A 22,290-nucleotide genomic window follows, 5' to 3' on the forward strand; every position below is an offset into this window, starting at 1 on the left:
GTTTTTTTTTTCAAGGGAAAGGATATTTTGATGATTTTGTAGAAGTACCTACTTATGACAACGATGAATTCACGGCAGATCGGCATAGAAAAGAGTGATACGATGAGAATAGGAAAGTTTGCAGAATCCAATGAATTGAGTATTGATACGATTCGACATTATATGGATCTGGGAATTATTATTCCGGAAAAAACGGGTGGGCATTATTTTTTTGATGAGCAATGCCAAAATGAGTTAGAACATATTTTAGAATTAAAAGGGATGGGCTTTAGTTTAAATGAGATTAAAACGATCTTTTTTTATAAAAACTTCGGGAAATTATTAGATTATGAAGAGGATTCCTACTATCGAACACTTTTTTTAGATAAATTTAAGAAACTGGAAGAGGAAATAAAGAATTTACTCTTAATAAAAGCTCGGTTAAAGTTGAAGCTTGAGCATTTATCAACCAAATCCATAGCTTCAACACATATGATGGGGGTAGATTTAAGGGTTCTTGATTTCCTAAAATGCCTGAAATGCGGTGAAACGCTGATCCTTCAAGACGGAATTATTAACAGGAATCAAATTATGGACGGTAAACTTCACTGTGATTGCGGCACAGATTATTTGATTGAAGCGGGTATTGTTAAAGTGGGGGAACAAGAAAGCTCATATATGGAGCAGTCTTTTGAAAGCCAAATTCAAGAATATATTCAGGAAACGGATCCAGTATATTTGGAAAATTTGCAGAAGGGTCTGTACTGGTCAAAAAGGAAGCTTGATCAAGTTGATTTACATCAAAAAGTTTTACTCGAATTAGGGTCAGGATTCGGATTTTTCTTGCGGAATATTTTTAAGGATTTGCCAGAGGATTGCCTCTATATTGCCGTTGACCATAGCATGGAAAAGCAGCGTTTTTTGAAGGGGTTACTTGAAAAAACGGGTATCAAAAGAAGAATTCTCTTTATTTGCTCAGATTTCCTCGAAATCCCGATAAAGGATCAATCCGTGGATTTGATCATTGATTATACAGGAACAAGCAATTATAGCTTTCATCATGAGACGTTTTTGCTTCATAAAGTGGATTCATTGGTTCAGTCTAACGGATATTTATTGGGGTCTTATTTTGCCTTCAAAAACTTTAGCCCAAAAAGTAAAATTGCTGCCAAATTCAGAGATAATTTTACCGTTGAGAAAATCAAGGAAAATATTGACATGTTAAAGTATAAACCTTTTGAGGAGAGGACTTCGGAATATGTGGATAAGGGCGGGAGGTATGAAGATTTCTTTGTAACAGGAGAAGAGATCTTTTCATATGCGTTTTTTGGAAAAAGGTAGGGTAAACCCTATCTTTTTCATTTTGCCATCATAAAATTCATGGATTATTCCTATTGCTGTTGGGTTCACCCTACCCATTATGATAGTTATAGAGGGTAAAAAAGGGGGAATAATTCATGGATACTTTCCATTTGAGCACGCCGATAGTTAAGAACAGAAAAGAAGCGAAAAACATTTTACTATATGCTGCTGGAAAAACCATTTCCATATTTGGTACAGCTATTTATAGTTTTGCGGTAGGATTATATGTGTTAAAACTGACGGGATCTGCATTAAGCTTTGCTGTAACACTCATTTTGGGAATAGTCCCAATGATTATTATTAATCCATTAGCTGGAGTAATTGCGGATAAATTCAATAAAAGGATTCTAGTGGTATCGATGGATATGGTAAGTGGATTCTTGTTAGTTCTAGTTTATTTTTTAAGTAATCTGTATGGATTAAGTTTAATTTTGATTTATGCCACCACCTTCCTTTTAACAGTATGTACCACCTTCTTTGGGGTCGGAGTGGAAGCCGGTAAGCCAAACATGGTCTCAGAAAAAATGCTGATGAATATCAATTCTGTTGGAAAGGTTATTGATTCCGTTTCATCAATATCAGGTCCGATGTTAGGGGGATTTGTGTTTGCGGTCCTTGATATCGAAACCTTCATTCTCATTAATGGGATTTCGTTTATTCTTTCCGGTTTATCCATGCTCTTTATTGACTTCAAACTTTTCAGTCATCAATTGAATGTGGATCATTCAGATAGAAAAATTCATTTGATACAGGATGTAAAGGACGGCTTTCAGTATTTGTTTAGTAAAAAGAGTCTGATGAGTATATTTATTTTGTTAATAACAATAAATTTCTTTCTTGGCTTCGCTGTGACAATTCCTTTACCCTATTTCATTAATAACATTTTGCAGCTTGGTTCAAAGGAATTCGGTATTATCGAAGGAGCATTCCCTTTGGGGATGATTTTGGGTGCTGTAATGGTAAAAAGTATTACTGAAAAAATTTCTTACTCCCAATTGGTAAAGTATTTACGTTTTTCCTTAGCGATTTTTATGATCCTTTCAGGACTACCAGTCATTCCCAATACCCTACAAATTAATCCTGTACTATTCACGGTTTTTTATTGTGTGGTCATGTTCTGTTTTGGCGTTATCATAGCATTTATTGATATACCCCTAGCCTATTTTATGCAAAAGGAAATACCAGATGAATATAGAGGTAGAGTTCTTAGCATAAGTATTAGCATAGGGAAAACGATGCTCCCTGTAGCGATGATTGCTTCAGGAACGTTATTAAACTACATCCCAGCCTATATTATGCCTATAGCAGGTGGGATCCTGTTCCTTCTAATTAATTTGCGTTCGTCGAATAAGATAAAGATTGAAATCAATGTGGAAAAAGCAACTTCTTAGCAGTTTAGTTTTTTTGTCATCCTTTCTTTCTAAAGAACTTCTTCCTAAAAAATTCATAAACTGTCCAGAGGGGGATCTTGAAGTAGATGGGGTGAAAAAATGGGAATCATTCGAACGGATCAATGGTTAAGGGAAGAGTTTGATCGACCGATCGAACTCTGTGAAAGGCTTTGTCCTTATTTTAAGGGGCAAAAAGCAAAGGGAATTTACAACCAATTAATGGATTTTGGAATGTATCGTCCATCGCGTTCAGCCTACAGCAATCTTAATAACATGGTGGAACAAAAAGTATGGGATCAAGTCGGGAAAATATTTAGTAAATATAAAAATAAATGGAATGGACCAGATGTGCCGGTTTTTCTCTTTCCTGTAGACAATCAATCAGGATTTTTTTTCAGAAGAGAGGAAAAACGTAAAGCCGGAGTCTCCTTCCCTGATAAAATGTTCCTATTTCTTTCTAATCTTGAAGACCCGAAAGAATTGGAGGCACTTCTTATTCATGAATACCACCATGTTTGCCGCTTAAGCATGTTAAATAAAAAAATGGAAGACTATACACTTCTTGATTCCATTGTCATTGAGGGGCTTGCAGAATACGCAGTATTAAAATATTGTGGTAAGGAATATTTAGCAAATTGGTGCCGTATGTATACAGAAAAGGAACTTACAAACTTTTGGGACCGATATTTAAGAAATCAACTTACCCTAAAAAAGAATAATAGAGGACATGATGAACTTTTATATGGGGGAGGGAGAATTCCTAAGTTGCTTGGATATGCAGCTGGGTATAATATGATTAGGAAATATTATGAAGATCATCCTTATTCCACGAAGCTGTCCTTTACCATTCCTGCCGAAAAATATAGACAATAAACCTTTCAAAAAGAGCCTTGAGTATAAGGCTTTTTCAAATTACCAAAGAGTGAAAATTCCCAATTTTGTAAAAAAACCTTGCAATTGTAATATTTCTGTAATAGAATTCTATTTAAATATAACGAATTGACAGAATAATTAAAAAAGTAAGAAGGTGGACTATGAGCACTAAAAAGCCACATCTCAAAGAGGCGCCGCTTCTCGAGGTGAAGAATTTAGAGACAGCCTTTGAAATTGATGGGTCCGATTACAATGCGGTAGAAAATGTTTCCTTTCAGGTAAAGCCAAGGCGAATTGTTGGAGTTGTAGGGGAATCCGGCTGTGGTAAATCTGTTATGAGTCTTTCAATTATGCAGCTACTTCCAAAAGGAATTGGAAAGATCAAATCTGGTGAAATCATTTTTGATGGAATTCATCTAGAGAAAATGTCCGAATCTCAAATTAATAAGATCCGCGGGAAGGATGTTTCAATGATCTTCCAAGAACCAATGACCTCGCTCAATCCAGTATTCACCATTGGCTATCAATTGCAGGAAGTTCTTTTTAACCATTTTAAGATATCTAAACGCGAAGCACGGCAAAAAGCAATTGCCTTGTTAAAGAGTGTGGGGATTTCCCGGCCTGAGAAAATTGTTGATGAATATCCGCATCAATTGTCTGGAGGAATGAGACAAAGGGTTATGATTGCGATTGCCATCGCCTGCCAGCCTAAATTATTAATCGCAGACGAGCCCACTACTGCCCTGGATGTAACAGTTCAGGCACAAATCTTGGAGCTTTTAAAAGGAATTCAAGAGGTAAATGATATGTCTGTTATTCTCATTACACATGATTTAGGAGTAGTAGCGGAAATGTGTGATGAGGTTATCGTAATGTACGCAGGGAAAATTGTGGAACGAACAGATGTTGATACATTATTCCATAATTCAAAACATCCATATACAACCTTACTATTGGGGGCAATCCCGAAAATGGATGGAACCGATGAGCGCTTAAGCTCCATCCAAGGGATTGTTCCATCGCTAACGAATATGCCGAAGGTGGGCTGCCGATTCGCTCATCGATGTCCAAAGGCAATGCCTGACTGCACAACCATTACCCCGCTGCTCCGAGATGTCGAACAGGGACATGAGGTTGCCTGTTTACTCTTTGAAACAAGTAGGCCAAGAGAAGGGGTGAGGTAATGAGTTCCGTTTCAGTACATAATAAAGATAGCGCTTTCATTGACTCTGATAATCTTTTAGAGATTCATAATCTTAAAACCTATTACCCTGTTAAAGGTGGTTTTTTTAAACGTACCGTCGGAAATGTAAAAGCTGTTGATAATATCACTTTTGAGATTAAAAGAGGGGAAACACTTGGACTAGTTGGTGAATCCGGCTGCGGCAAATCAACTGCAGGAAGGACTATTTTACGCTTACTGAAACCTACTGAAGGAAGCATCCTTTTTGATGGAAGGGATATTACGAGAATTCACGGTAAATTCTTGCGTGAGATTCGGAAGGACATGCAAATGGTTTTCCAGGATCCATACGCGTCCTTAAATCCGATGCAAATGGTAGGCGACATCATTGCCGAACCAATTTATAACTTTACAAACAAAAGTAAAAAGGAATTAAAAAAGGAAGTTATGGATTTACTAGATAAAGTTGGTCTGCCACCAGATGCTTATTATAAGTATGCCCATGAATTTTCCGGCGGTCAGCGACAAAGAATTGGTATTGCCAGATCCCTTGCACTTAGACCGAAATTAATCATTGCTGATGAACCAGTATCTGCTCTTGATGTTTCTGTACAATCCCAAGTCCTGAATCTTTTAAAAGATCTACAGGAAGAATTTAAATTAACTTTCCTCTTTATCGCACATGATTTAAGTGTGGTAAAACATATGAGTGATCGAATAGGTGTAATGTACTTGGGCAATATGGTAGAGATTGCGGATAAGAATCTCCTTTATGCAGAACCTCTCCACCCATACACACAGGCATTAATATCGGCGATCCCATCTCCAGATCCAAGGGTCAAGAAGGAAAGAATAATCTTAAAAGGAGATGTGCCCAGTCCAATAAATCCTCCATCCGGATGTCCATTTCATCCGCGCTGCCCGGTGGCTATGGAAGAATGTTCAAAGCATAAACCGGTATTAAAGGAAGTTAAGCCCTCACACCGAGTCGCTTGCCACCTTTATTCATAAAGCGGAAGCGCCTTGTTCAGGGGCGCTGGAGCTAGAAAGTAATCAAGTTTTACCAAAAAACGTATAGGGGGGAAACGAATGAGAAAACGAAGTATGCTTATGTTAGCTGCATTAATGCTGGTGCTGTCAGCATTCTTAGCGGCGTGCAGCGGCGGAGAAAAAGCAGGTACAAAGGAAACAGACAAGGAAGGCTCTGATAGTGGTGAAACAGCAGGTAAGCCGCAGGATGGTGGTACATTAGTATATGCACTTGACTCATCTCCGAAAGGGATCTTCAACTGGGCATTCTACGATGATGCAGTCGATGCTCAAGTACTTGATCTTTTCGATGAAAGCTTAATTACTTATGATGAGCACTTAAAGGCAGAACCAAATATTGCCTCATGGAAAACTACCGACAATAAGGTGTTCGACTTTGAATTTAAAAAAGGCGTGAAATGGCATAATGGTGAGGAGTTATCAGTGAAAGACTGGGAATTCGCACTTTACACACTTGCTGATAAAGATTATGAAAATTCTCGCTTTGAGAATGTAAAAACAATTGAAGGTGCGCAAGATTACCATGACGGAAAGGCGGATAAAATCTCAGGAATTAAAGTAATTGATGATTACAATATCCAAATTACTTTTGATAAGGCCCGGGTAAATAATTTGGAAAATGTTTGGTCATATCCATTGTCTCGTAAGGAATTTGAAGGTATTGCCGTAAAAGACATGCCTGCAGCTGAACAAGTTCGTACGAAGCCAGTCGGATTAGGACCATACAAGGTCACAAAGGTGGTTCCAGGTGAATCCGTAGAAATGGAACGTTTTGACGATTACTTTGGAGGAAAGCCACATATTGAGAAGATTGTTGTGAAAGTAATCGATCCATCTCTTTCTGTTGGAGAACTTAAAAATGGCACACTTGATATGACTGCATTCCATCCAAGTATTATTGATCAAGTAAAAGCACTTGATAATGTAAATGTAATCACATACCCAGGATTAAGCTACTATTATGTCGGTTTCCGCTTAGGTACATGGGATGGCGAGAAAAATATCATGAATGAGCCAAAATATCAAAACTTAAAACTTCGCCAAGCTATGTATTACGCGATAAACCGTGAAGAATGGGTTAAGGCGTTCTTCTTCGGGGTTGGTAAACCGGTAAACCGTCCAGTTCCTACAAATCACTGGATTGCCGCGGATAATAAAGACCTAGAGCAATTCGAATATAATCCGAAGAAAGCAAAAGAATTGTTAGATGAAGCAGGCTATAAAGATGTTAACGGCGATGGATTCCGTGAGGATCCAAATGGTAAGGAATTTGTTGTAAACTTCAGTCACTATGCAACACAAAACCCGACATTTGAACAACGGGCAAAAGCAATGACTCAATATTGGGAAGCAGTAGGTTTAAAAACAAAACTTAATATGGTAGATTTTAACCTTTACTATGACATGCTTGACAAGGCAGATAAATCAATGGAAGTATATTTTGCTGGTTGGTCAACAGGTACGGATCCGGATCCTACTGGACTTTGGAGTTCAAAAGCACTTTGGAACCATCCGCGCTGGGTGAATGAAGAGAGCGATAAATTATTAGATCAGGCACTTGATCTAAGTATTGTTGGTACTGATGCTAATAAACGTAAAGATCTATATGTACAATGGCAGAAGCTATTCATGAAGGATCTTCCTGGACTACCAATTGCAGAACTTGAAGAAACAATGGCGGTTAGCAAACGGGTTCAAGGTGCTAAATTTGACGTATCAGGGATGAATCGTCCAAATGAATGGTGGATCAAGCAATAAGTAGAGCGAACTAACATGTAGTAAACTATGTTAAATGCTAATATTCTTTGGATTAAACCTCAGAATGTGAGTAGGGAGGGGCAGGGAGATCTTACTCCTTAGTCCCTCCAATTGTACCGAACTCCTAGTTACATAGACGTACCAATTTAACATAGTAATAGACAAGGAGAATGCACATGCTAAAGTATGCATTTCGAAGAATATTGGGCATGATTCCGATGTTATTTCTTATATCTATAGTAGTCTTTACCTTGGCAAAATTAATGCCTGGAGATTCACTAGGCGGTGAAATTGACCCAACAAACACAAATCCGCAATATATTGCCGAAATGAGGGAGAAATTGGGCTATAATGACCCGATGCCACAGCAATATATACGCTGGATTAGTAAGTTTGTCCAAGGCGATTTTGGTAAATCAACCCGCTTTAAAATTCCAGCCGCAGATGTGATTAGCGAACGAATACCAAATACTCTATTACTTGGTTTTACCTCTATATTAATCACGTATATCCTAGCCTTTATTATGGGGACATACGCTGGAAGAAAACCTTATACTATTGGCGATAATCTAATAGGAGGAATAAATTATTTAGGGTTATCTATTCCTTCCTTTATTGCAGGGGTATTTGCCATCTTCTTTTTTTCTTTTACGTTGGGATGGTTCCCATCAAATGGTTCAGTTGATATAGGTGTTACAGAGGGGACGCTTGAATATTGGTTTAGTCGCCTGCACCACGTATTCTTACCCGCTTTAGTCCTAGGATTATTAAGTACAGCAAGTTATACACAATTCTTACGCAACGATATTATTGAAAATAGCAGGAAAGATTTTGTTCGCACTGCGCGTGCTAAAGGGACACCAGAAAGAAAAATTTACAATGTTCATATGTTGAGAAATTCAATTATTCCACTTATAACATTTTTAGGGTTTGATTTAGTTGCCATTATCAGTGGTGCAATTATCACCGAAACAATTTTTACTTATCCAGGTCTTGGACAACTATTCTTGCAATCTGTAGGAACCAGAGATTATTCGGTATTAATGACGTTGACAATGTTATTCTCCTTCTTAACACTAATCGGTAACCTGGTTGCTGATATATTATACGGTGTGGTTGATCCGAGAATTAGGCTAGATTAGGGGGGCAAGAGATGGAAATTATAACTCAGAAAGAAACCAAAAGAAGTACAGTACCCCCGAAGAAAAGTTTATCACCATGGGCAATTGCCCGTAAAAAGTTTCTGAAAAATAAATTAGCCTTGATAAGCCTCATCTTTTTAATTATTGTGGCAGTTGTATCCTTTCTTGCGCCGTATATTACGACCGCTGATGTGACCAGAATTAATATTGGTCAAATGTCATTAGAGCCATCCAGCAAGCATTGGCTAGGGACGGATAAGGCAGGCCGCGATGTATTTACAAGATTACTGTATGGCGGTCGAATCTCATTGCTAGTTGGAATGAGTTGTACATTATTTGTTATTATTCTTGGTACTTTAATCGGCTCCATTTCCGGTTATTTTGGTGGTGCAGTTGATAGCTTATTAATGAGATTTACTGACTTTATCTTAAATTTTCCTTTTCTGGTATTTGTCATTGTTCTAAATGCCATTCTTTTCGGAAAGGTAAATGGATTATGGGTTTTAATTGGAACCATTAGTATTCTGAGCTGGGGTGGGATCGCCCGGATTGTACGAAGTAAAATCCTTGCTGAGAAAGAAAATGAATATATAACTGCGGCGATTTCGATAGGGTGTACGCCAGCAAAAATAATTGTTAAACACCTACTTCCGAATATTTTATCCACGATTATCGTTCAAGCAACCATCACATTTGCCACGATGATTGTTGCTGAAACAGGTCTAAGTTTTTTAGGCTTTGGTGTACCGCAAGAAATTCCAAGTTGGGGGAATATGTTGAATTCAGCAAATGAGCCGGATGTGCTCCAATTTAAACTTTGGATTTGGATTCCTCCAGCATTAATTATTACAATTACCATTTTATCGATTAATTTTATTGGTGAAGGGTTAAAAGATGCTTTTAATCCGAAATCAAGAAGGTGAAAATCTGCCAGCGATTTGGTAGATTTTTTTTTCGTGATCATTGCCAATGTAATAAAAAATGGTTCAACCCGATATATGAATAAATAGATTAAATTGGAATTGGGGCAAAATATATATAAAGGAATAATTTAACTAACCTCTGCCCATACTGATTGACAAACAGTTTCTTGAAGTGAGGGGTTGTATCATGTTGTATCTTCATGATGTTTGGGTAAATTGGTTTGAAGGTGAAGAAAACGGCTATAATGTCTGTCACTTTCATGAATGGCGCAAGGATGACGGTGTGGAGCTGTTAGATCAGGCACCACTAATAAAAGTCGAGTCAATTCTTTTTAATTATATTGAAAATGATTTGTCGGAACTGCCGCAACAGCTCTTGGATGATATTTACCAGAAGGCCTATTTGAGGAAGAACCATGAACGGGTTCAGCTAGACTATTGCTTTGTTGTAACTGATGGGGTAGGGATATTAGCCATAGATACAATTGGCTATACGATTCCGATTCGAAAAAGCAGATTAATACCAAGGCAAGAACAACTTGTTTATGAAATGATTAGTCAACATGAAGCAAAGCAATATCATTTTTATGGGCAGCCTCAAACAAAGGACTTCCATATTTTATCACCTGAGCCAGAATTGATGAGGGGCCTAACTAGAAAAGAAAGACAACTTAAACAGCTATTATTTATGGCTCTTGATCAATTATTATCATCCAATAACGAGGCAGAGGTACGCTATTGGTATACGGAATGGTGTCCGGAGCAATATTCCACCATTCAAGAATTGAATTTTGAAGCTGCTTGGGAACAGTTATTTGAAGAAACAAAGTATGGCTGGACAAAGCGCCATGAAACATTTTGTGAAAATCTAATTAAAGGACAGCCGTTTTTTGAAAAACTATGGGAAATGGAGCACGGTCCTAAGGTAAACTAAAAGCCTGACCCAAAAAGTATGTTATACATACTTTTTGTGGACAGGCTTTTTATTTGACAAGCGGTAGCGCTGGAGTTAAACAGTTAACGGCGTTTTCGACCTAGCCCCATCGCATTTTCCATTTTCTTAAGGGTTTTGCTGGCAACCAGGTTAGCTTTCTCGGCACCGCGATCCAAAATATCATCCAACAGACTGGACTCCATTAGGTTGTAGTACTTTTCCTGAATAGGAATAAAGAAGTTAGCAACCACTTCAGCAAGATCGCCTTTAAAATCTCCATAGCCTTTCCCTACATACATCTCTTCAAGTTCAGAAATCGATTTGCCACCAAGAATGGAGTAGATGGATAACAAATTTGATACACCAGGTTTATTGACGGTATCAAATTTCACTATTCCATCTGAATCAGTAACAGCGCTTTTGATTTTCTTCACAATTTGATTCGGCTCATCTAATGGAGTGATAAAAGCCTTTTTATTTGGATCGGATTTGCTCATTTTTTTTGTTGGCTCTTGGAGTGACATAATTCGTGCTCCCACTTTAGGGATGCTGATTTCCGGAACGGTAAGAATGTCATTATACCTCTTATTAAACCTCTCTGCCAAGTCGCGGGTTAATTCCATGTGCTGTTTTTGATCCTCACCAACCGGAACAAGGTCGGTATTATATAATAAGATATCTGCTGCCATTAATGGCGGATAAGTTAACAAACTGGCTGAAACGGCTTCTTTTCCAGAGGACTTATCTTTGAATTGTGTCATTCTTTCCAATTCTCCGATATAGGAAATACATTGCATCATCCATCCTGCCTGCGCATGTGCAGGCACTTCTGATTGAATAAACAAGGTTGCCTTCTCCGGGTCGAGTCCGACGGCAAGGTATAATGCCGCAAGACTGCGAATATTTTTCCTTAATGTTTGTGGATCTTGGGGAACGGTAATAGCATGTTGGTCAACAATGCAGAAGAAGCAATTGTATTCGTTCTGCATTTCAACGAATTGTTTCAAAGCCCCGATATAGTTCCCAAGTGTAATCGTACCACTTGGTTGTATACCTGAAAAAATTGTTTTCATCTGAATTTTCCTCCTATATATAAATAAAAAAACCATCCATCCCAAAAAACTAGGGACGAATGGTTCGCGGTACCACCCTAAATTACTCAAAAAGAGTCACTCAGTTCTAAATCGTCGTCAAGTGACGATTCAGAGTCCTTATAACGCAAGGAAAACGTCTCCTCCTACTGTTTTAATCAGGAATTGATTAAAGGTTCAGAAAGAAGCTCCAAAGTCCATTCCGCATTACTTCGTATTTGTTTTCACCGGCCACAAATTCTCTGAAACGAAGGAAAATACGTACTATTCTTTATCATTGCTTAACAGCTGTTATTTTATTACTCACATTATAAAGGAAATACATATTTAATTTCAAGTAGGTTAAAAATAATATACCAGTAGGGCAATGATCATAAAAAGACCGTTCATCAGTCCATGAAAGAGGAGTGGCTTTTCGTTGACAGTAATCATTTCTGATAATCTTGGTATGTCTTCAAAATTTCGTTTTTCTCCCCCTTTTGAAAAAAAGAGATTAAAGGATCTAGAAATGGCATCATAAAAGCCACTGTGAATGGTATAAAGTAGTAATGAAAATAATAGTAAGCCTGCGGTAAAGAGGAAAGATATATTGATATAATTCAGTAACGAAATTTCATGTTGGTAAAAATATGAAATGATGATAATCGCTATCTGAGTAAAAGAGAGAATAATTAATTTTTTCTTTAGACGAGATTTCACTGAATAACCTCCAAAACATTGATTTATAAAGGATTACCTTAGGTCTATTATACAAAATAACCTAAATAAGATTAAATTATAACACAGCAATTTGTAATCATAACGTAAAGAATGTTTCTAATCTGTAAATTTAAAATTAAAAAATTATGTACAATTTAATTAAATTATGTATAATAGAGAATGTAGTAATTTTTCAGAATAATAGAAAAGGGAGGTCTACAAGTGAAGAAATCAAAACTTTCACTACTTTTAGTATTATCACTAGTACTAAGCATGTTTCTAGCTGCATGTTCAGGCGGCGACAAAGACACAGGCTCAGACAAACCGAAAGACAAGGGCGGCGATAAAGCTGCAACTGAACAACTTGCCGACAAACAGGAGCTTAATGTTCTGGAGTCTGCCGAGATCCCAACAATGGACAGCGTTATGGGACAAGATACTTTAAGTTTCACAACTTTAAATGCTGTAAACGAAGGTCTTTATCGTTTGGATCAGGACCAAAAAGTTATCCCTGGTGTAGCGGATGGTATGCCAACTTATAATGATGACAAAACTGTCTTAACTATTAAATTGAAAAAAGATGTAAAATGGTCTAACGGTGACCCTGTTACTGCTAATGACTTTGTATTTGCATGGCAACGTGCTATCAATCCAGATGTAGCTGCTCCATATGGTGCATACTTCATGGAAGGTAAAATCAAAAATGCATCTGAAATTGTTGCAGGTACTGCAAAGTTAGCGGATTTGGGAATTGTTGCTAAAGATGATAACACTTTGGAAATCACTTTAGTAAGAGCACTTCCATATATTGAATCTTACCTAACATTCCCATTGTTCTATCCACAAAACCAAAAGTATGTTGAAGCAGAAGGCACTAACTATGCAAAAGATGCTTCTCACTTACTTTACAATGGTCCATTCAAAATGACTAAGTGGGATGGCCCAACAGCTACTGAATGGGTATTAGAAAAAAATGCAGACTATTGGAATGCTAAAGATACTACTTTAGAAAAGATTAATTTTAACGTTTCTAAAGATCCACAAGCTTCAGCAAATGCATACACTGCTGGCGAAGCTGATATTACGCCTAAACTAGCACAAGCTGCCATTCTTTCACAATTTGAGGGTGCAGATGATTTAATGCAATACTTAGAGCCATCTATCTGGTGGTTAAAAATGAATGAAAAGAACCCAGCATTGAAAAACGTAAACATCCGTAAAGCAATTGCCTTAACGGTAGATAAAAAAGCGTTAGTTGAAGATGTACTTGCAAACGGTTCTGTTGCGGCAGATTACCTTGTTCCAAAAGGTTTTTCTTTCAACCCAGTTGATAATAAGGATTTCCGTGAAACTGCAGGAACTTATTTGAAAACAAACAAAGAAAAAGCTGCAGAACTTTGGAAAAAGGGTCTTGAAGAAACAGGCCTTAAAGAAGTGAAATTCACTTACGTTGGTCAAGATACTGAAACATCAAAAGTTACTGATGCTTTCATTAAAGACCAATTAGAGAAGAACCTTCCTGGATTAAAGATTACAATCGAGGCTGTTCCATTCAAAATTCGTATCGCACGTGAAGATGCGGAAGATTATGATCTATTAATGGGTGGTTGGGGACCTGACTATGCAGACCCAATGACTTATATGGATCTTTGGGTTACTGGTGGCGGACAAAACCACATGAGCTATGGCAATCCGGAATTTGATAAGCTAATTAAATCAGCTAACGAAGAACTTGTTGCTGCAGGAAAAGAGCAAGATCGCTGGAAAGCACTTCAAGATGCAGAAAAAATCATGTTAGAGGATGATGCAGCAATTGCACCACTTTACCAACGTTCTGTTAACATCTTGATTAATCCTAAAGTAAAAGGATTTGCACACCACGCATTCGGTCCTGACTATAGTTATCAATGGATTAAAATCACTAAATAATAGCAATTACTAATTAAATAAAAAGAGAGTATATTAAAGAAATATACTCTCTTTTTACCTGTATCAAAAATGTCGAAAAACGTCGAATATTCAATCAATTAGGAGGTGTAGGCATGGTAAAATATATATTACAACGTGTTGGCTATATGATCATTACACTATTTATTGTAACAACACTTACATTTTTCCTCATGAAGCTAATTCCTGGTAGCCCTTTTAATAACTTCGAAAAGCTCAATGAAGTTCAACGTCAGATCTTGTTGGATAAATATGGCTTGGACGAACCCGTGCCTGTTCAATATTACAATTATATGGTGAACATGGTTAAAGGTGACCTTGGAATCTCCTTTCAGTTTGATAATACCCCTGTAACAGAATTAATTGCTAACCGTATTGGTCCCTCCGCTCAACTAGGTTTGCAAGCAATGATTGTTGGTGCAATATTAGGTATTTTCTTGGGTGTAATAGCTGCCTTAAAGCAAAATACATGGGTGGATTACGGTTCTACATTTATTGCGGTAGTAGGGAAGTCAGTTCCTTCATTTATCTTTGCTGGATTGCTCCAGTATTACGTCTCGGTTAAATTAGGATGGCTGCCTGTTATGTTATGGAAAGGGCCAGAATATACAATCCTTCCGACCATTGCATTAGCTATGTTTCCGATATCAATTGCTGCGCGGTTTATGCGTACTGAAATGATTGAGGTATTAGGGTCCGACTATATTACCCTTGCAAGAGCTAAGGGAGCAAGCCGCTGGCAAATTAGTATTAAACATGCATTAAGGAACGCATTAATTCCTGTTGTAACTGTCCTTGGGCCATTGGCGGTAAGTTTAATGACTGGCTCTCTAGTTATTGAGCAAATTTTCGGAATCCCTGGATTAGGTGAGCAATTTGTTAAATCAATTAATATGAATGACTACCCCGTTATTATGGGAACGAATATTTTATTTGCGGTTTTATTTGTAGTAGTAATTTTGATTGTTGATATTCTATATGGAATTATCGACCCACGTATTCGGATATCGGGGGGAAAGCTAAATGAGCAACAAAGAAACGACCATTTCAAAGGATATGTTTGCTCCTGCCCATATTGACCCATCCAAGAGTGAAAAAATTTCTAAACCAAGTTTAAACTTTTGGCAGGATTCATGGCTAAGGGTTCGGAAAAATAAAGGTGCAGTTGTAAGCATGGTGATTCTTGTTATTTTAATATTAATGGCATTTGTTGGCCCATTGATTACACCATATGCATTTGATACACAGAACACTAAACATAATAACCTGCCACCTCGTATACAGGGCATTGAAAATGTCCACTGGCTACCATTTGATGGTACTTTAACTAGGAGAGATGGGACAGAGTACAATGCGTACGAAGTACGAAAAGTTGATGCCTATTATTGGTTTGGAACTGATAATTTAGGCCGGGACCAATTTGCTCGTATTTGGAAAGGTACACAGGTATCGTTATTCATTGCTTTCATGGCCGCTTTAGTTGATATGGCCATAGGAGTCGCATATGGAGCTATTTCTGGCTATTTGGGAGGCCGTGTTGATGGTGTCATGCAACGTATTATAGAGGTTATTGTGGGAATACCAAACCTTATTGTCGTTGTTTTGATGATTCTAGTGTTAAAGCCGGGGATTATTCCGATTATTATTGCTTTAACAATCACAGGCTGGACAAGTATGGCTCGCGTTGTTCGAGCACAAGTATTGAAATTTAAAGGTCAAGAATTTGTATTGGCTGCGAAAACATTAGGGGCAGCGAATTCTTCTATCATTTTTAAGCATATGATTCCGAATATGTTTGGCGTCATCATTATTAACACGATGTTTTCCATTCCAAATGCTATTTTCTTTGAAGCATTTCTAAGCTTTATTGGTTTGGGTTTACAAGAACCGAATGCATCTTTGGGTACATTGGTAAACAGCGGATTTAAATCGATGATAGCTTTTCCATATCAAATGATAATTCCTTCCATTATGATTGCATTAATCATGGTATGTTTTAACTTAGTTGCTGATGGATTACGCGATGCGCTTGATCCAAAAATGCGTGATTAGAAGGTAGGTGAAGTAAAATGGAGAAAATTTTACAAGTAAAAGATTTAAATATTTCGTTCCATACCTTTGGCGGTGAAGTAAAAGCGATCCGTGGGGTAAACTTTGATTTATATAAAGGTGAAACTTTAGCAATCGTTGGCGAATCTGGTTCTGGAAAATCGGTTACAACAAAATCAATCATGCGCTTACTTCCGGAACATAATTCAGAGATAAAAAGTGGCGAGATTCTTTTTGCAGGAAAAGACCTTACGAAGCTGTCGGATAAACAAATGCAAAAAATCCGTGGCCATGATATCTCGATGATCTTTCAGGATCCAATGACCTCATTAAATCCAACGATGAAAATTGGAAACCAAATTATGGAGCCGCTAATAAAGCATCAACATATGAGCAAGCATACTGCAAAAGAAAGAGCACTTGAATTATTAAAACTAGTAGGAATACCAAAACCGGAGATTCGGATTAATCAATATCCACATCAATTTTCCGGTGGGATGAGACAACGGGTCGTTATCGCTATTGCTTTAGCTTGTAATCCTAAAGTACTTATCGCGGATGAACCAACAACGGCACTTGATGTAACGATTCAGGCGCAAATTTTAGAGTTAATGAAGGATTTGCAGAAGAAAATTGATACTTCAATTATATTTATCACACATGACCTTGGTGTAGTTGCTAATGTTGCCGACCGTGTAGCCGTTATGTATGGTGGGAAAATTGTGGAAATGGGGACAGCGGACGAAATTTTTTATAATCCACAGCATCCATACACATGGGGGTTAATTAGTTCAATGCCTGATATGGATACAGATGATGAGGAATTGTTCTCTATCCCAGGTACGCCACCTGATTTATTGGATCCGCCGAAGGGTGATGCATTTGCTCCACGAAACCCATTTGTAATGAAAATAGATTTAGAACAAGAACCACCATTCTTCAAAGTTTCGGATACACATTATGCAGCAACATGGTTACTGCATCCGGATGCACCAAAGGTCGAACCGCCAGCTGCGGTTAAAAGACGTCATATTCAATATGCAGGAAATACCAGCTCAACTTCAAAAGAAAATTTATTAGAGAAGACAGGTCAAAGTCAATTCCCTGGGAAGAAGGAGGGAAAATAAATGGCGCAACGAGAAAAATTACTTGAAATAAAAAACTTAAAGCAATACTTTAATGAAGGAAAAGTAAACGAAGTAAAGGCAGTGGATAACGTCTCTTTTGAAATATTTAAAGGTGAGGTTATGGGACTAGTTGGTGAGTCTGGCTGTGGAAAGTCCACAACTGGCCGTACCATAATAAGATTGTACGATGCAACTGGTGGAGAAGTGCTGTATAACGGTGTCAATGTCCATGGTAAAAAGTCAAAAAAACAATTAAAAGACTTTAATCGTAAAATGCAAATGATTTTCCAAGACCCGTACGCTTCCTTAAATCCAAGATTAAAAATCGCCGATGTTATTGCCGAGGGAATCGATATTCACGGATTGGCAAACTCAAAAAAAGAACGAATGGAACAAGTATATGAGCTGTTAGAAACCGTTGGTTTAAACAGGGAACACGCAAACCGCTATCCACATGAATTCAGTGGTGGTCAACGGCAGCGGATTGGTATTGCGCGTGCACTTGCCGTCCAACCTGAATTTATTATTGCCGATGAGCCGATTTCGGCGTTGGATGTTTCAATCCAAGCTCAGGTTGTTAACTTAATGAAAAAGCTGCAAAAAGAGAAAAACTTAACCTATTTGTTCATTGCCCATGACCTTTCAATGGTTAAATATATAAGTGATCGGATTGGCGTTATGTATTTTGGGAAAATGGTCGAGCTTGCACCAGCTGATGAGCTTTATAAAAACCCACTACATCCGTATACACAGTCACTTTTATCGGCGATTCCCGCTCCAGATCCAATTAGTGAGCGGACACGAAAACGTAAATCCTATGATCCGGCATCTCATAATTATGCTGATAACGAATCAATTGAATTTAGAGAAGTTACCCCAGGACATTTTGTCCTTTGTTCGGAGAAAGAATATAAGCAATATCAGGCACAATCGAAATAATAATAAAAAAACGATCTCACTTTTTGAGATCGTTTTTTTAATTCACTTTTACTTTCTATTCCCGCCAACGGTTTTCCAGCCTGTACGATATTTTGCACCTTCATCTGTAAATTCGGTTCGACGTTTACCACCGAAGATCTTTTCGCCAATGCCGTTAGAGATCCCACCCATAAAGGCAGTCAACCCGATGATTAGCAGTGCAACCATAGTTAAATCCGCTATGTAAGCCATCATGATAAAAACCCCTCCGTTTTAACTAATCAGAATACTCATCATGCTAAATTAAATATCCCCTTAGCTTTATTTTAAAAGAACTGATGACTTATTGAAAGAGGAAAATAGTGATTCTATCATAAAGTTTTCTAAAATAATGAATGCGTTTTCAATGGGAGTTTTTAATTGAGAATGAAGGTACTAAACTGGTAAGAATATGAGGATACAACCAAGTAAAGCAATGAGGAACATATTATTTTAAAAAAGCACCCTCAAAAAGGGCTCCGGTAAAAACGAATCTTTTAGAAAAGATAGAAATGTTAATGAAATGTTTTACGATGAAATGGTACTAATTTATGAAACTTTTTGAGGAATCATTCGTCTAATATAATGTAACTAAAAAAATGATATATATTAGCCAATCAATAATTTTTGAAAAAAGGATACCTTTTTTAGAAACAGTGGTGTATAATTGATGATATAAATTACTTATTTATAATAATTTTAATTTAGAAAGTTTAATCCTTCACAATTGCATGTTTCAAATCCATTATATAGGGTATTAATAACATAAATCGTAAATAAATGAGGAGTGTGAATAACGATGGTAACACTATACACTTCACCAAGTTGTACATCATGTAGAAAAGCTAAGTCATGGTTGGAAGAACATGAAATCCCATACACTGAAAGAAATATTTTCTCTGAGCCATTATCAATGGAGGAAATTAAAGAGATACTTCGTATGACGGAAGATGGCACTGATGAAATCATTTCCACCAGATCAAAAACGTTCCAAAAACTAGATGTCAATTTAGATTCAATGCCGCTGCAAGATTTATTCCGCTTGATTAAAGATAATCCAGGGCTATTACGGCGTCCAATCATCATTGATGAAAAACGATTACAGGTTGGATATAATGAAGATGAAATTAGACGATTCCTGCCAAGACGTGTGAGAACGTTCCAATTGCGCGAAGCACAACGTATGGTAAATTAAATAAAAAGACCTTCTAAACGGAGGTCTTTTTTTGTACAGTGGCAGAATATTTGTGGATTGGGATTCATTTTGCTACAATAAATAGAATACCTTAATAATAACCAATAGGCATTATAATGGTTTTTTAGATTTTCGCTTTTTTTATTTCCCTTATTAGTACTTTTGTCATAAAATGAAAGTACAAGATTATTTGCTTTTTTAGAGGTAATTTTTCATTGGATGATCTGCTTGGGGGTATTTAGTCCCTTCAATATGGAAAATGGAAGGGAGAGGTAATGATGGAGATTGAACGCATAAATGAGAATACTGTGAAATTCTACATTTCCTACGGTGATATTGAAGAAAGAGGCTTTGATCGCGAGGAAATTTGGTACAATCGGGAACGCAGTGAAGAACTCTTTTGGGAGATGATGGATGAGGTTCATGGTGAAGAGGATTTCGTTGCCGAAGGTCCACTATGGATTCAAGTTCAAGCACTTGATAAGGGTTTAGAGGTTCTTGTCACTAAAGCGCAATTGTCGAAAGATGGTCAAAAGTTTGAGCTCCCTATTCCAACTGATAAATTAAAAGACGTTCCTGTTGATGATAAAATTGAAGAGCTCTTGGATCAGCATTTTAACCCAAATCATCCTGCTGATGATGACCTGTTGATTGAGGAAGAAGCATTAGAATTCCTCCTTGCTTTTAAAGATTTCGAAGATGTTATCAGTTTATCGAATCGGGCAGGTTTAGATGATCTAGTGACCAAACTTTATCACTTTGAAGGTAAATATTATTTATATATAGAATTTCCGGAAGATTTATTTGAAGAAGAAGAAATTGACGATCTCCTTAGTGTATTGCTCGAATACGGGTATGAAACACAACTAACCATTCATCGGGTACATGAATATGGAAAAGAAATTATTTCAAACGATGTTTTTGAAGAGTTGCGAAAATATTTTAGATAATAAGTTTACCGATTTCATTTTGAAATCGGTATTTTAATATTATTCTTACTATGAAAAATTTGGCAGGTGAGTCCTTTGAAAAACACGGTTAGGGTGATCATATTTTTAGCGGTAATAGCCGGGCTCCTGTTTTTCTTTAGGGATCGATTGGAAAGTGGCATTTTTGGAATCTTAAGCGTTATGATTTCAATGTCAGTTATTTTTATTGGATTTGTTATTTTTCTTGAAAATCGCCACCCTACGCAAACAATCACATGGTTAGTAGTATTAGGAAGCTTCCCGCTAATTGGTTTTATTTTTTATCTGTTATTTGGACGGAATTATCGGAAAGAGAAAACGTATAGAAAGAAATATTTTCTCGATAAACAAGCGTTTTTAACAGTTGAAGGGGATGATGATCCCAGGAGTGAGGAAAAGCTTCGGTTAATGGGTGAACACCAAGGCAGATTATTTAATTTAGCTCAAAAATTGGGTAACAGCCCAATATCGTTTGATACCGCTACAGAAGTGTTAACAAATGGTGAAGAAACTTTTCGCCATATAATTGAACAATTAAAAAGGGCTAGGCACCATATTCACCTTGAATATTATATCGTTCGCCATGACCATATTGGGCAGGAAATCAAAGACCTTTTAATTGAAAAGGCAAATCAGGGAGTAAAGGTTCGGTTTTTGTTTGATGCGGTTGGGTCATGGAAGTTATCGAAGAGCTATATTCTTGATCTTAGAAATGCTGGTATAGAAGCGGTTTCATTTGGCCCAGTAAAGCTACCATTTTTAAATAATAAATTTAATTTCCGTAATCATCGAAAGATCATTGTCATTGATGGGACAATTGGATTTGTGGGCGGATTAAATATTGGCGATGAATATTTGGGAAGAAACAAAGAAATAGGCTATTGGCGTGATACACATTTAATGCTAAAAGGTGAAGCAGTTCGGACCCTGCAGCTCATTTTTTTGCAAGATTGGTATTATATGACGAATCACAGTTTTTTAACAGCGGAATACTTATCACCCCAAATTGATCAGAAGAGTCATGGTGGTGTTCAGCTTATTGCGGGCGGACCCGATAATGAATGGAGCGTTATAAAAAATATCTTTTTCTCGATGATTGCTTCAGCGAAAAAATCAGTTTGGATTGCTTCTCCCTATTTTATTCCGGATGAAGATATTTTTTCAGCCCTTAAAGTTGCAGCCCTTAGTGGTGTTGATGTCAGGTTGCTTGTACCGAATCGACCTGATAAACGAATTGTCTTTCATGCCTCAAGGTCTTATTTCCCTGAGCTTCTTGAAGCGGGGGTAAAAGTATTTGAATATGAACGAGGCTTTATGCACAGTAAAATAGTGATTGTTGATGATGAACTTGCCTCAATAGGGACATCCAATATGGATATGCGTAGTTTTCACTTGAATTTTGAGGTAAATGCATTCTTATTTCGCACAAAGAGTACACAAAAGCTTGTAGAAGAATATAGGAATGATCTTGAATATACAAAACAGTTAGAATTAAAGACATTCCAAGAACGACATATTGGCTTTAGATTATTAGAATCAACGGCGCGGTTACTCTCACCGTTACTATAAGATTGTCTGAAAAAAGTCTCGTCGAATTTCGACGGGATTTTAATTTTTTTATAGAAGGAATCTGATGGAATTTATCGAAATAGTAAGGAAAAA

General features: G+C 37.2%; 20 protein-coding genes and 1 other annotated feature. Of the genes, 17 read left to right on the forward strand and 3 right to left on the reverse strand.

All coding sequences use genetic code 11. The annotated features are described in order from the left end of the window. Positions 1-102: 102 nt before the first annotated feature. From RCG19_RS16480 to RCG19_RS16520, 9 genes are all read left to right on the forward strand, one after another. Positions 103-1,320, forward strand: coding sequence for a MerR family transcriptional regulator (locus tag RCG19_RS16480; RefSeq protein ID WP_308111013.1), 1,218 nt, complete (start codon positions 103-105; stop codon positions 1,318-1,320). A 116-nt stretch (positions 1,321-1,436) separates the two neighbouring features. Beyond that, entirely contained in the window at positions 1,437-2,732 is a 1,296-nt protein-coding gene (locus RCG19_RS16485) for an MFS transporter (protein ID WP_308108016.1), read from the forward strand. A 99-nt stretch (positions 2,733-2,831) separates the two neighbouring features. Then, a complete protein-coding gene (locus RCG19_RS16490; RefSeq protein WP_308108017.1) occupies positions 2,832-3,605 on the forward strand; it encodes a DUF2268 domain-containing putative Zn-dependent protease in 774 nt (257 codons plus the stop codon). Positions 3,606-3,766: 161 nt separating this feature from the next. Then, positions 3,767-4,789, forward strand: a complete 1,023-nt coding sequence (locus tag RCG19_RS16495; protein ID WP_308108018.1) for an ABC transporter ATP-binding protein — start codon at positions 3,767-3,769, stop codon at positions 4,787-4,789. Beyond that, entirely contained in the window at positions 4,789-5,799 is a 1,011-nt protein-coding gene (locus RCG19_RS16500) for an ABC transporter ATP-binding protein (protein ID WP_308108020.1), read from the forward strand. The genes RCG19_RS16495 and RCG19_RS16500 overlap by 1 nt, the downstream gene beginning before the upstream one ends. Before the next feature lie 78 nt (positions 5,800-5,877). Then, the gene (opp4A, locus tag RCG19_RS16505; protein WP_308108021.1) at positions 5,878-7,596 is read left to right on the forward strand and encodes an oligopeptide ABC transporter substrate-binding protein; all 1,719 of its coding nucleotides are present in this window, start codon (positions 5,878-5,880) and stop codon (positions 7,594-7,596) included. A gap of 176 nt (positions 7,597-7,772) precedes the next feature. After that, a complete protein-coding gene (gene opp4B, locus RCG19_RS16510) occupies positions 7,773-8,738 on the forward strand; it encodes an oligopeptide ABC transporter permease (RefSeq protein ID WP_308108022.1) in 966 nt (321 codons plus the stop codon). Positions 8,739-8,749: 11 nt separating this feature from the next. Then, on the forward strand, positions 8,750-9,661 hold the full coding sequence (gene opp4C / locus RCG19_RS16515) for an oligopeptide ABC transporter permease (RefSeq protein WP_308108024.1): 912 nt from the start codon (positions 8,750-8,752) through the stop codon (positions 9,659-9,661). Positions 9,662-9,848: 187 nt separating this feature from the next. Beyond that, complete coding sequence (locus RCG19_RS16520; RefSeq protein ID WP_308108025.1) at positions 9,849-10,595, forward strand: YjbA family protein; 747 nt, start codon at positions 9,849-9,851, stop codon at positions 10,593-10,595. Positions 10,596-10,678: 83 nt separating this feature from the next. On the opposite strand, the gene trpS is transcribed toward RCG19_RS16520, so the two are convergent. Then, positions 10,679-11,668 carry a tryptophan--tRNA ligase gene (gene trpS / locus RCG19_RS16525; protein WP_308108026.1) on the reverse strand — a complete coding sequence of 330 codons (990 nt, stop codon included), beginning with the start codon at positions 11,666-11,668 and terminating at the stop codon, positions 10,679-10,681. A 48-nt stretch (positions 11,669-11,716) separates the two neighbouring features. Continuing rightward, positions 11,717-11,973, reverse strand: a binding site (T-box leader). A 55-nt stretch (positions 11,974-12,028) separates the two neighbouring features. Beyond that, the gene (locus RCG19_RS16530) at positions 12,029-12,385 is read right to left on the reverse strand and encodes a DUF3899 domain-containing protein (RefSeq protein ID WP_308108027.1); all 357 of its coding nucleotides are present in this window, start codon (positions 12,383-12,385) and stop codon (positions 12,029-12,031) included. 222 nt (positions 12,386-12,607) lie between these two features. On the opposite strand from RCG19_RS16530, the gene RCG19_RS16535 reads away from it, so the two are divergent. From RCG19_RS16535 to RCG19_RS16555, 5 genes are all read left to right on the forward strand, one after another. Continuing rightward, complete coding sequence (locus tag RCG19_RS16535) at positions 12,608-14,314, forward strand: peptide ABC transporter substrate-binding protein (protein WP_308108028.1); 1,707 nt, start codon at positions 12,608-12,610, stop codon at positions 14,312-14,314. Positions 14,315-14,427: 113 nt separating this feature from the next. After that, on the forward strand, positions 14,428-15,411 hold the full coding sequence (gene opp3b / locus RCG19_RS16540) for an oligopeptide ABC transporter permease (protein ID WP_308108029.1): 984 nt from the start codon (positions 14,428-14,430) through the stop codon (positions 15,409-15,411). After that, the gene (gene opp3C, locus RCG19_RS16545; protein WP_166237602.1) at positions 15,356-16,384 is read left to right on the forward strand and encodes an oligopeptide ABC transporter permease; all 1,029 of its coding nucleotides are present in this window, start codon (positions 15,356-15,358) and stop codon (positions 16,382-16,384) included. The genes opp3b and opp3C overlap by 56 nt, the downstream gene beginning before the upstream one ends. A gap of 17 nt (positions 16,385-16,401) precedes the next feature. After that, on the forward strand, positions 16,402-17,508 hold the full coding sequence (locus tag RCG19_RS16550; protein ID WP_308108030.1) for an ABC transporter ATP-binding protein: 1,107 nt from the start codon (positions 16,402-16,404) through the stop codon (positions 17,506-17,508). Then, the gene (locus tag RCG19_RS16555; protein WP_166237604.1) at positions 17,509-18,447 is read left to right on the forward strand and encodes an ABC transporter ATP-binding protein; all 939 of its coding nucleotides are present in this window, start codon (positions 17,509-17,511) and stop codon (positions 18,445-18,447) included. Positions 18,448-18,495: 48 nt separating this feature from the next. Here RCG19_RS16555 and RCG19_RS16560 read toward each other — a convergent pair whose 3' ends face one another. Beyond that, on the reverse strand, positions 18,496-18,681 hold the full coding sequence (locus RCG19_RS16560) for a hypothetical protein (RefSeq protein ID WP_166237605.1): 186 nt from the start codon (positions 18,679-18,681) through the stop codon (positions 18,496-18,498). 583 nt (positions 18,682-19,264) lie between these two features. Here RCG19_RS16560 and spxA point away from each other — a divergent pair. The 3 genes from spxA (at position 19,265) to cls (ending at position 22,197) form a co-directional block, all read left to right on the forward strand. After that, positions 19,265-19,660, forward strand: coding sequence for a transcriptional regulator SpxA (gene spxA / locus RCG19_RS16565; protein ID WP_166237606.1), 396 nt, complete (start codon positions 19,265-19,267; stop codon positions 19,658-19,660). Positions 19,661-19,938: 278 nt separating this feature from the next. Next, the gene (gene mecA, locus RCG19_RS16570) at positions 19,939-20,610 is read left to right on the forward strand and encodes an adaptor protein MecA (protein ID WP_166238105.1); all 672 of its coding nucleotides are present in this window, start codon (positions 19,939-19,941) and stop codon (positions 20,608-20,610) included. 75 nt (positions 20,611-20,685) lie between these two features. Next, complete coding sequence (gene cls, locus RCG19_RS16575) at positions 20,686-22,197, forward strand: cardiolipin synthase (protein ID WP_308108031.1); 1,512 nt, start codon at positions 20,686-20,688, stop codon at positions 22,195-22,197. The last annotated feature ends 93 nt before the right edge of the window (positions 22,198-22,290 follow it).

This window comes from Neobacillus sp. OS1-2, from assembly GCF_030915505.1.
Taxonomy (GTDB): Bacteria; Bacillota; Bacilli; order Bacillales; family Cytobacillaceae; genus Neobacillus.

Excerpts from the sequence above, each read along its gene's own strand:
- RCG19_RS16480 (WP_308111013.1), top strand. The coding sequence starts at position 103 with ATGAGAATAGGAAAGTTTGCAGAATCCAATGAATTGAGTATTGATACG.
- RCG19_RS16485 (WP_308108016.1), top strand. The coding sequence starts at position 1,437 with ATGGATACTTTCCATTTGAGCACGCCGATAGTTAAGAACAGAAAAGAA.
- RCG19_RS16490 (WP_308108017.1), top strand. The coding sequence starts at position 2,832 with ATGGGAATCATTCGAACGGATCAATGGTTAAGGGAAGAGTTTGATCGA.
- RCG19_RS16495 (WP_308108018.1), top strand. The coding sequence starts at position 3,767 with ATGAGCACTAAAAAGCCACATCTCAAAGAGGCGCCGCTTCTCGAGGTG.
- RCG19_RS16500 (WP_308108020.1), top strand. The coding sequence starts at position 4,789 with ATGAGTTCCGTTTCAGTACATAATAAAGATAGCGCTTTCATTGACTCT.
- opp4A (WP_308108021.1), top strand. The coding sequence starts at position 5,878 with ATGAGAAAACGAAGTATGCTTATGTTAGCTGCATTAATGCTGGTGCTG.
- opp4B (WP_308108022.1), top strand. The coding sequence starts at position 7,773 with ATGCTAAAGTATGCATTTCGAAGAATATTGGGCATGATTCCGATGTTA.
- opp4C (WP_308108024.1), top strand. The coding sequence starts at position 8,750 with ATGGAAATTATAACTCAGAAAGAAACCAAAAGAAGTACAGTACCCCCG.
- RCG19_RS16520 (WP_308108025.1), top strand. The coding sequence starts at position 9,849 with ATGTTGTATCTTCATGATGTTTGGGTAAATTGGTTTGAAGGTGAAGAA.
- trpS (WP_308108026.1), bottom strand. The coding sequence starts at position 11,668 with ATGAAAACAATTTTTTCAGGTATACAACCAAGTGGTACGATTACACTT.
- opp3b (WP_308108029.1), top strand. The coding sequence starts at position 14,428 with ATGGTAAAATATATATTACAACGTGTTGGCTATATGATCATTACACTA.
- opp3C (WP_166237602.1), top strand. The coding sequence starts at position 15,356 with ATGAGCAACAAAGAAACGACCATTTCAAAGGATATGTTTGCTCCTGCC.
- RCG19_RS16550 (WP_308108030.1), top strand. The coding sequence starts at position 16,402 with ATGGAGAAAATTTTACAAGTAAAAGATTTAAATATTTCGTTCCATACC.
- RCG19_RS16555 (WP_166237604.1), top strand. The coding sequence starts at position 17,509 with ATGGCGCAACGAGAAAAATTACTTGAAATAAAAAACTTAAAGCAATAC.
- RCG19_RS16560 (WP_166237605.1), bottom strand. The coding sequence starts at position 18,681 with ATGATGGCTTACATAGCGGATTTAACTATGGTTGCACTGCTAATCATC.
- spxA (WP_166237606.1), top strand. The coding sequence starts at position 19,265 with ATGGTAACACTATACACTTCACCAAGTTGTACATCATGTAGAAAAGCT.
- mecA (WP_166238105.1), top strand. The coding sequence starts at position 19,939 with ATGGAGATTGAACGCATAAATGAGAATACTGTGAAATTCTACATTTCC.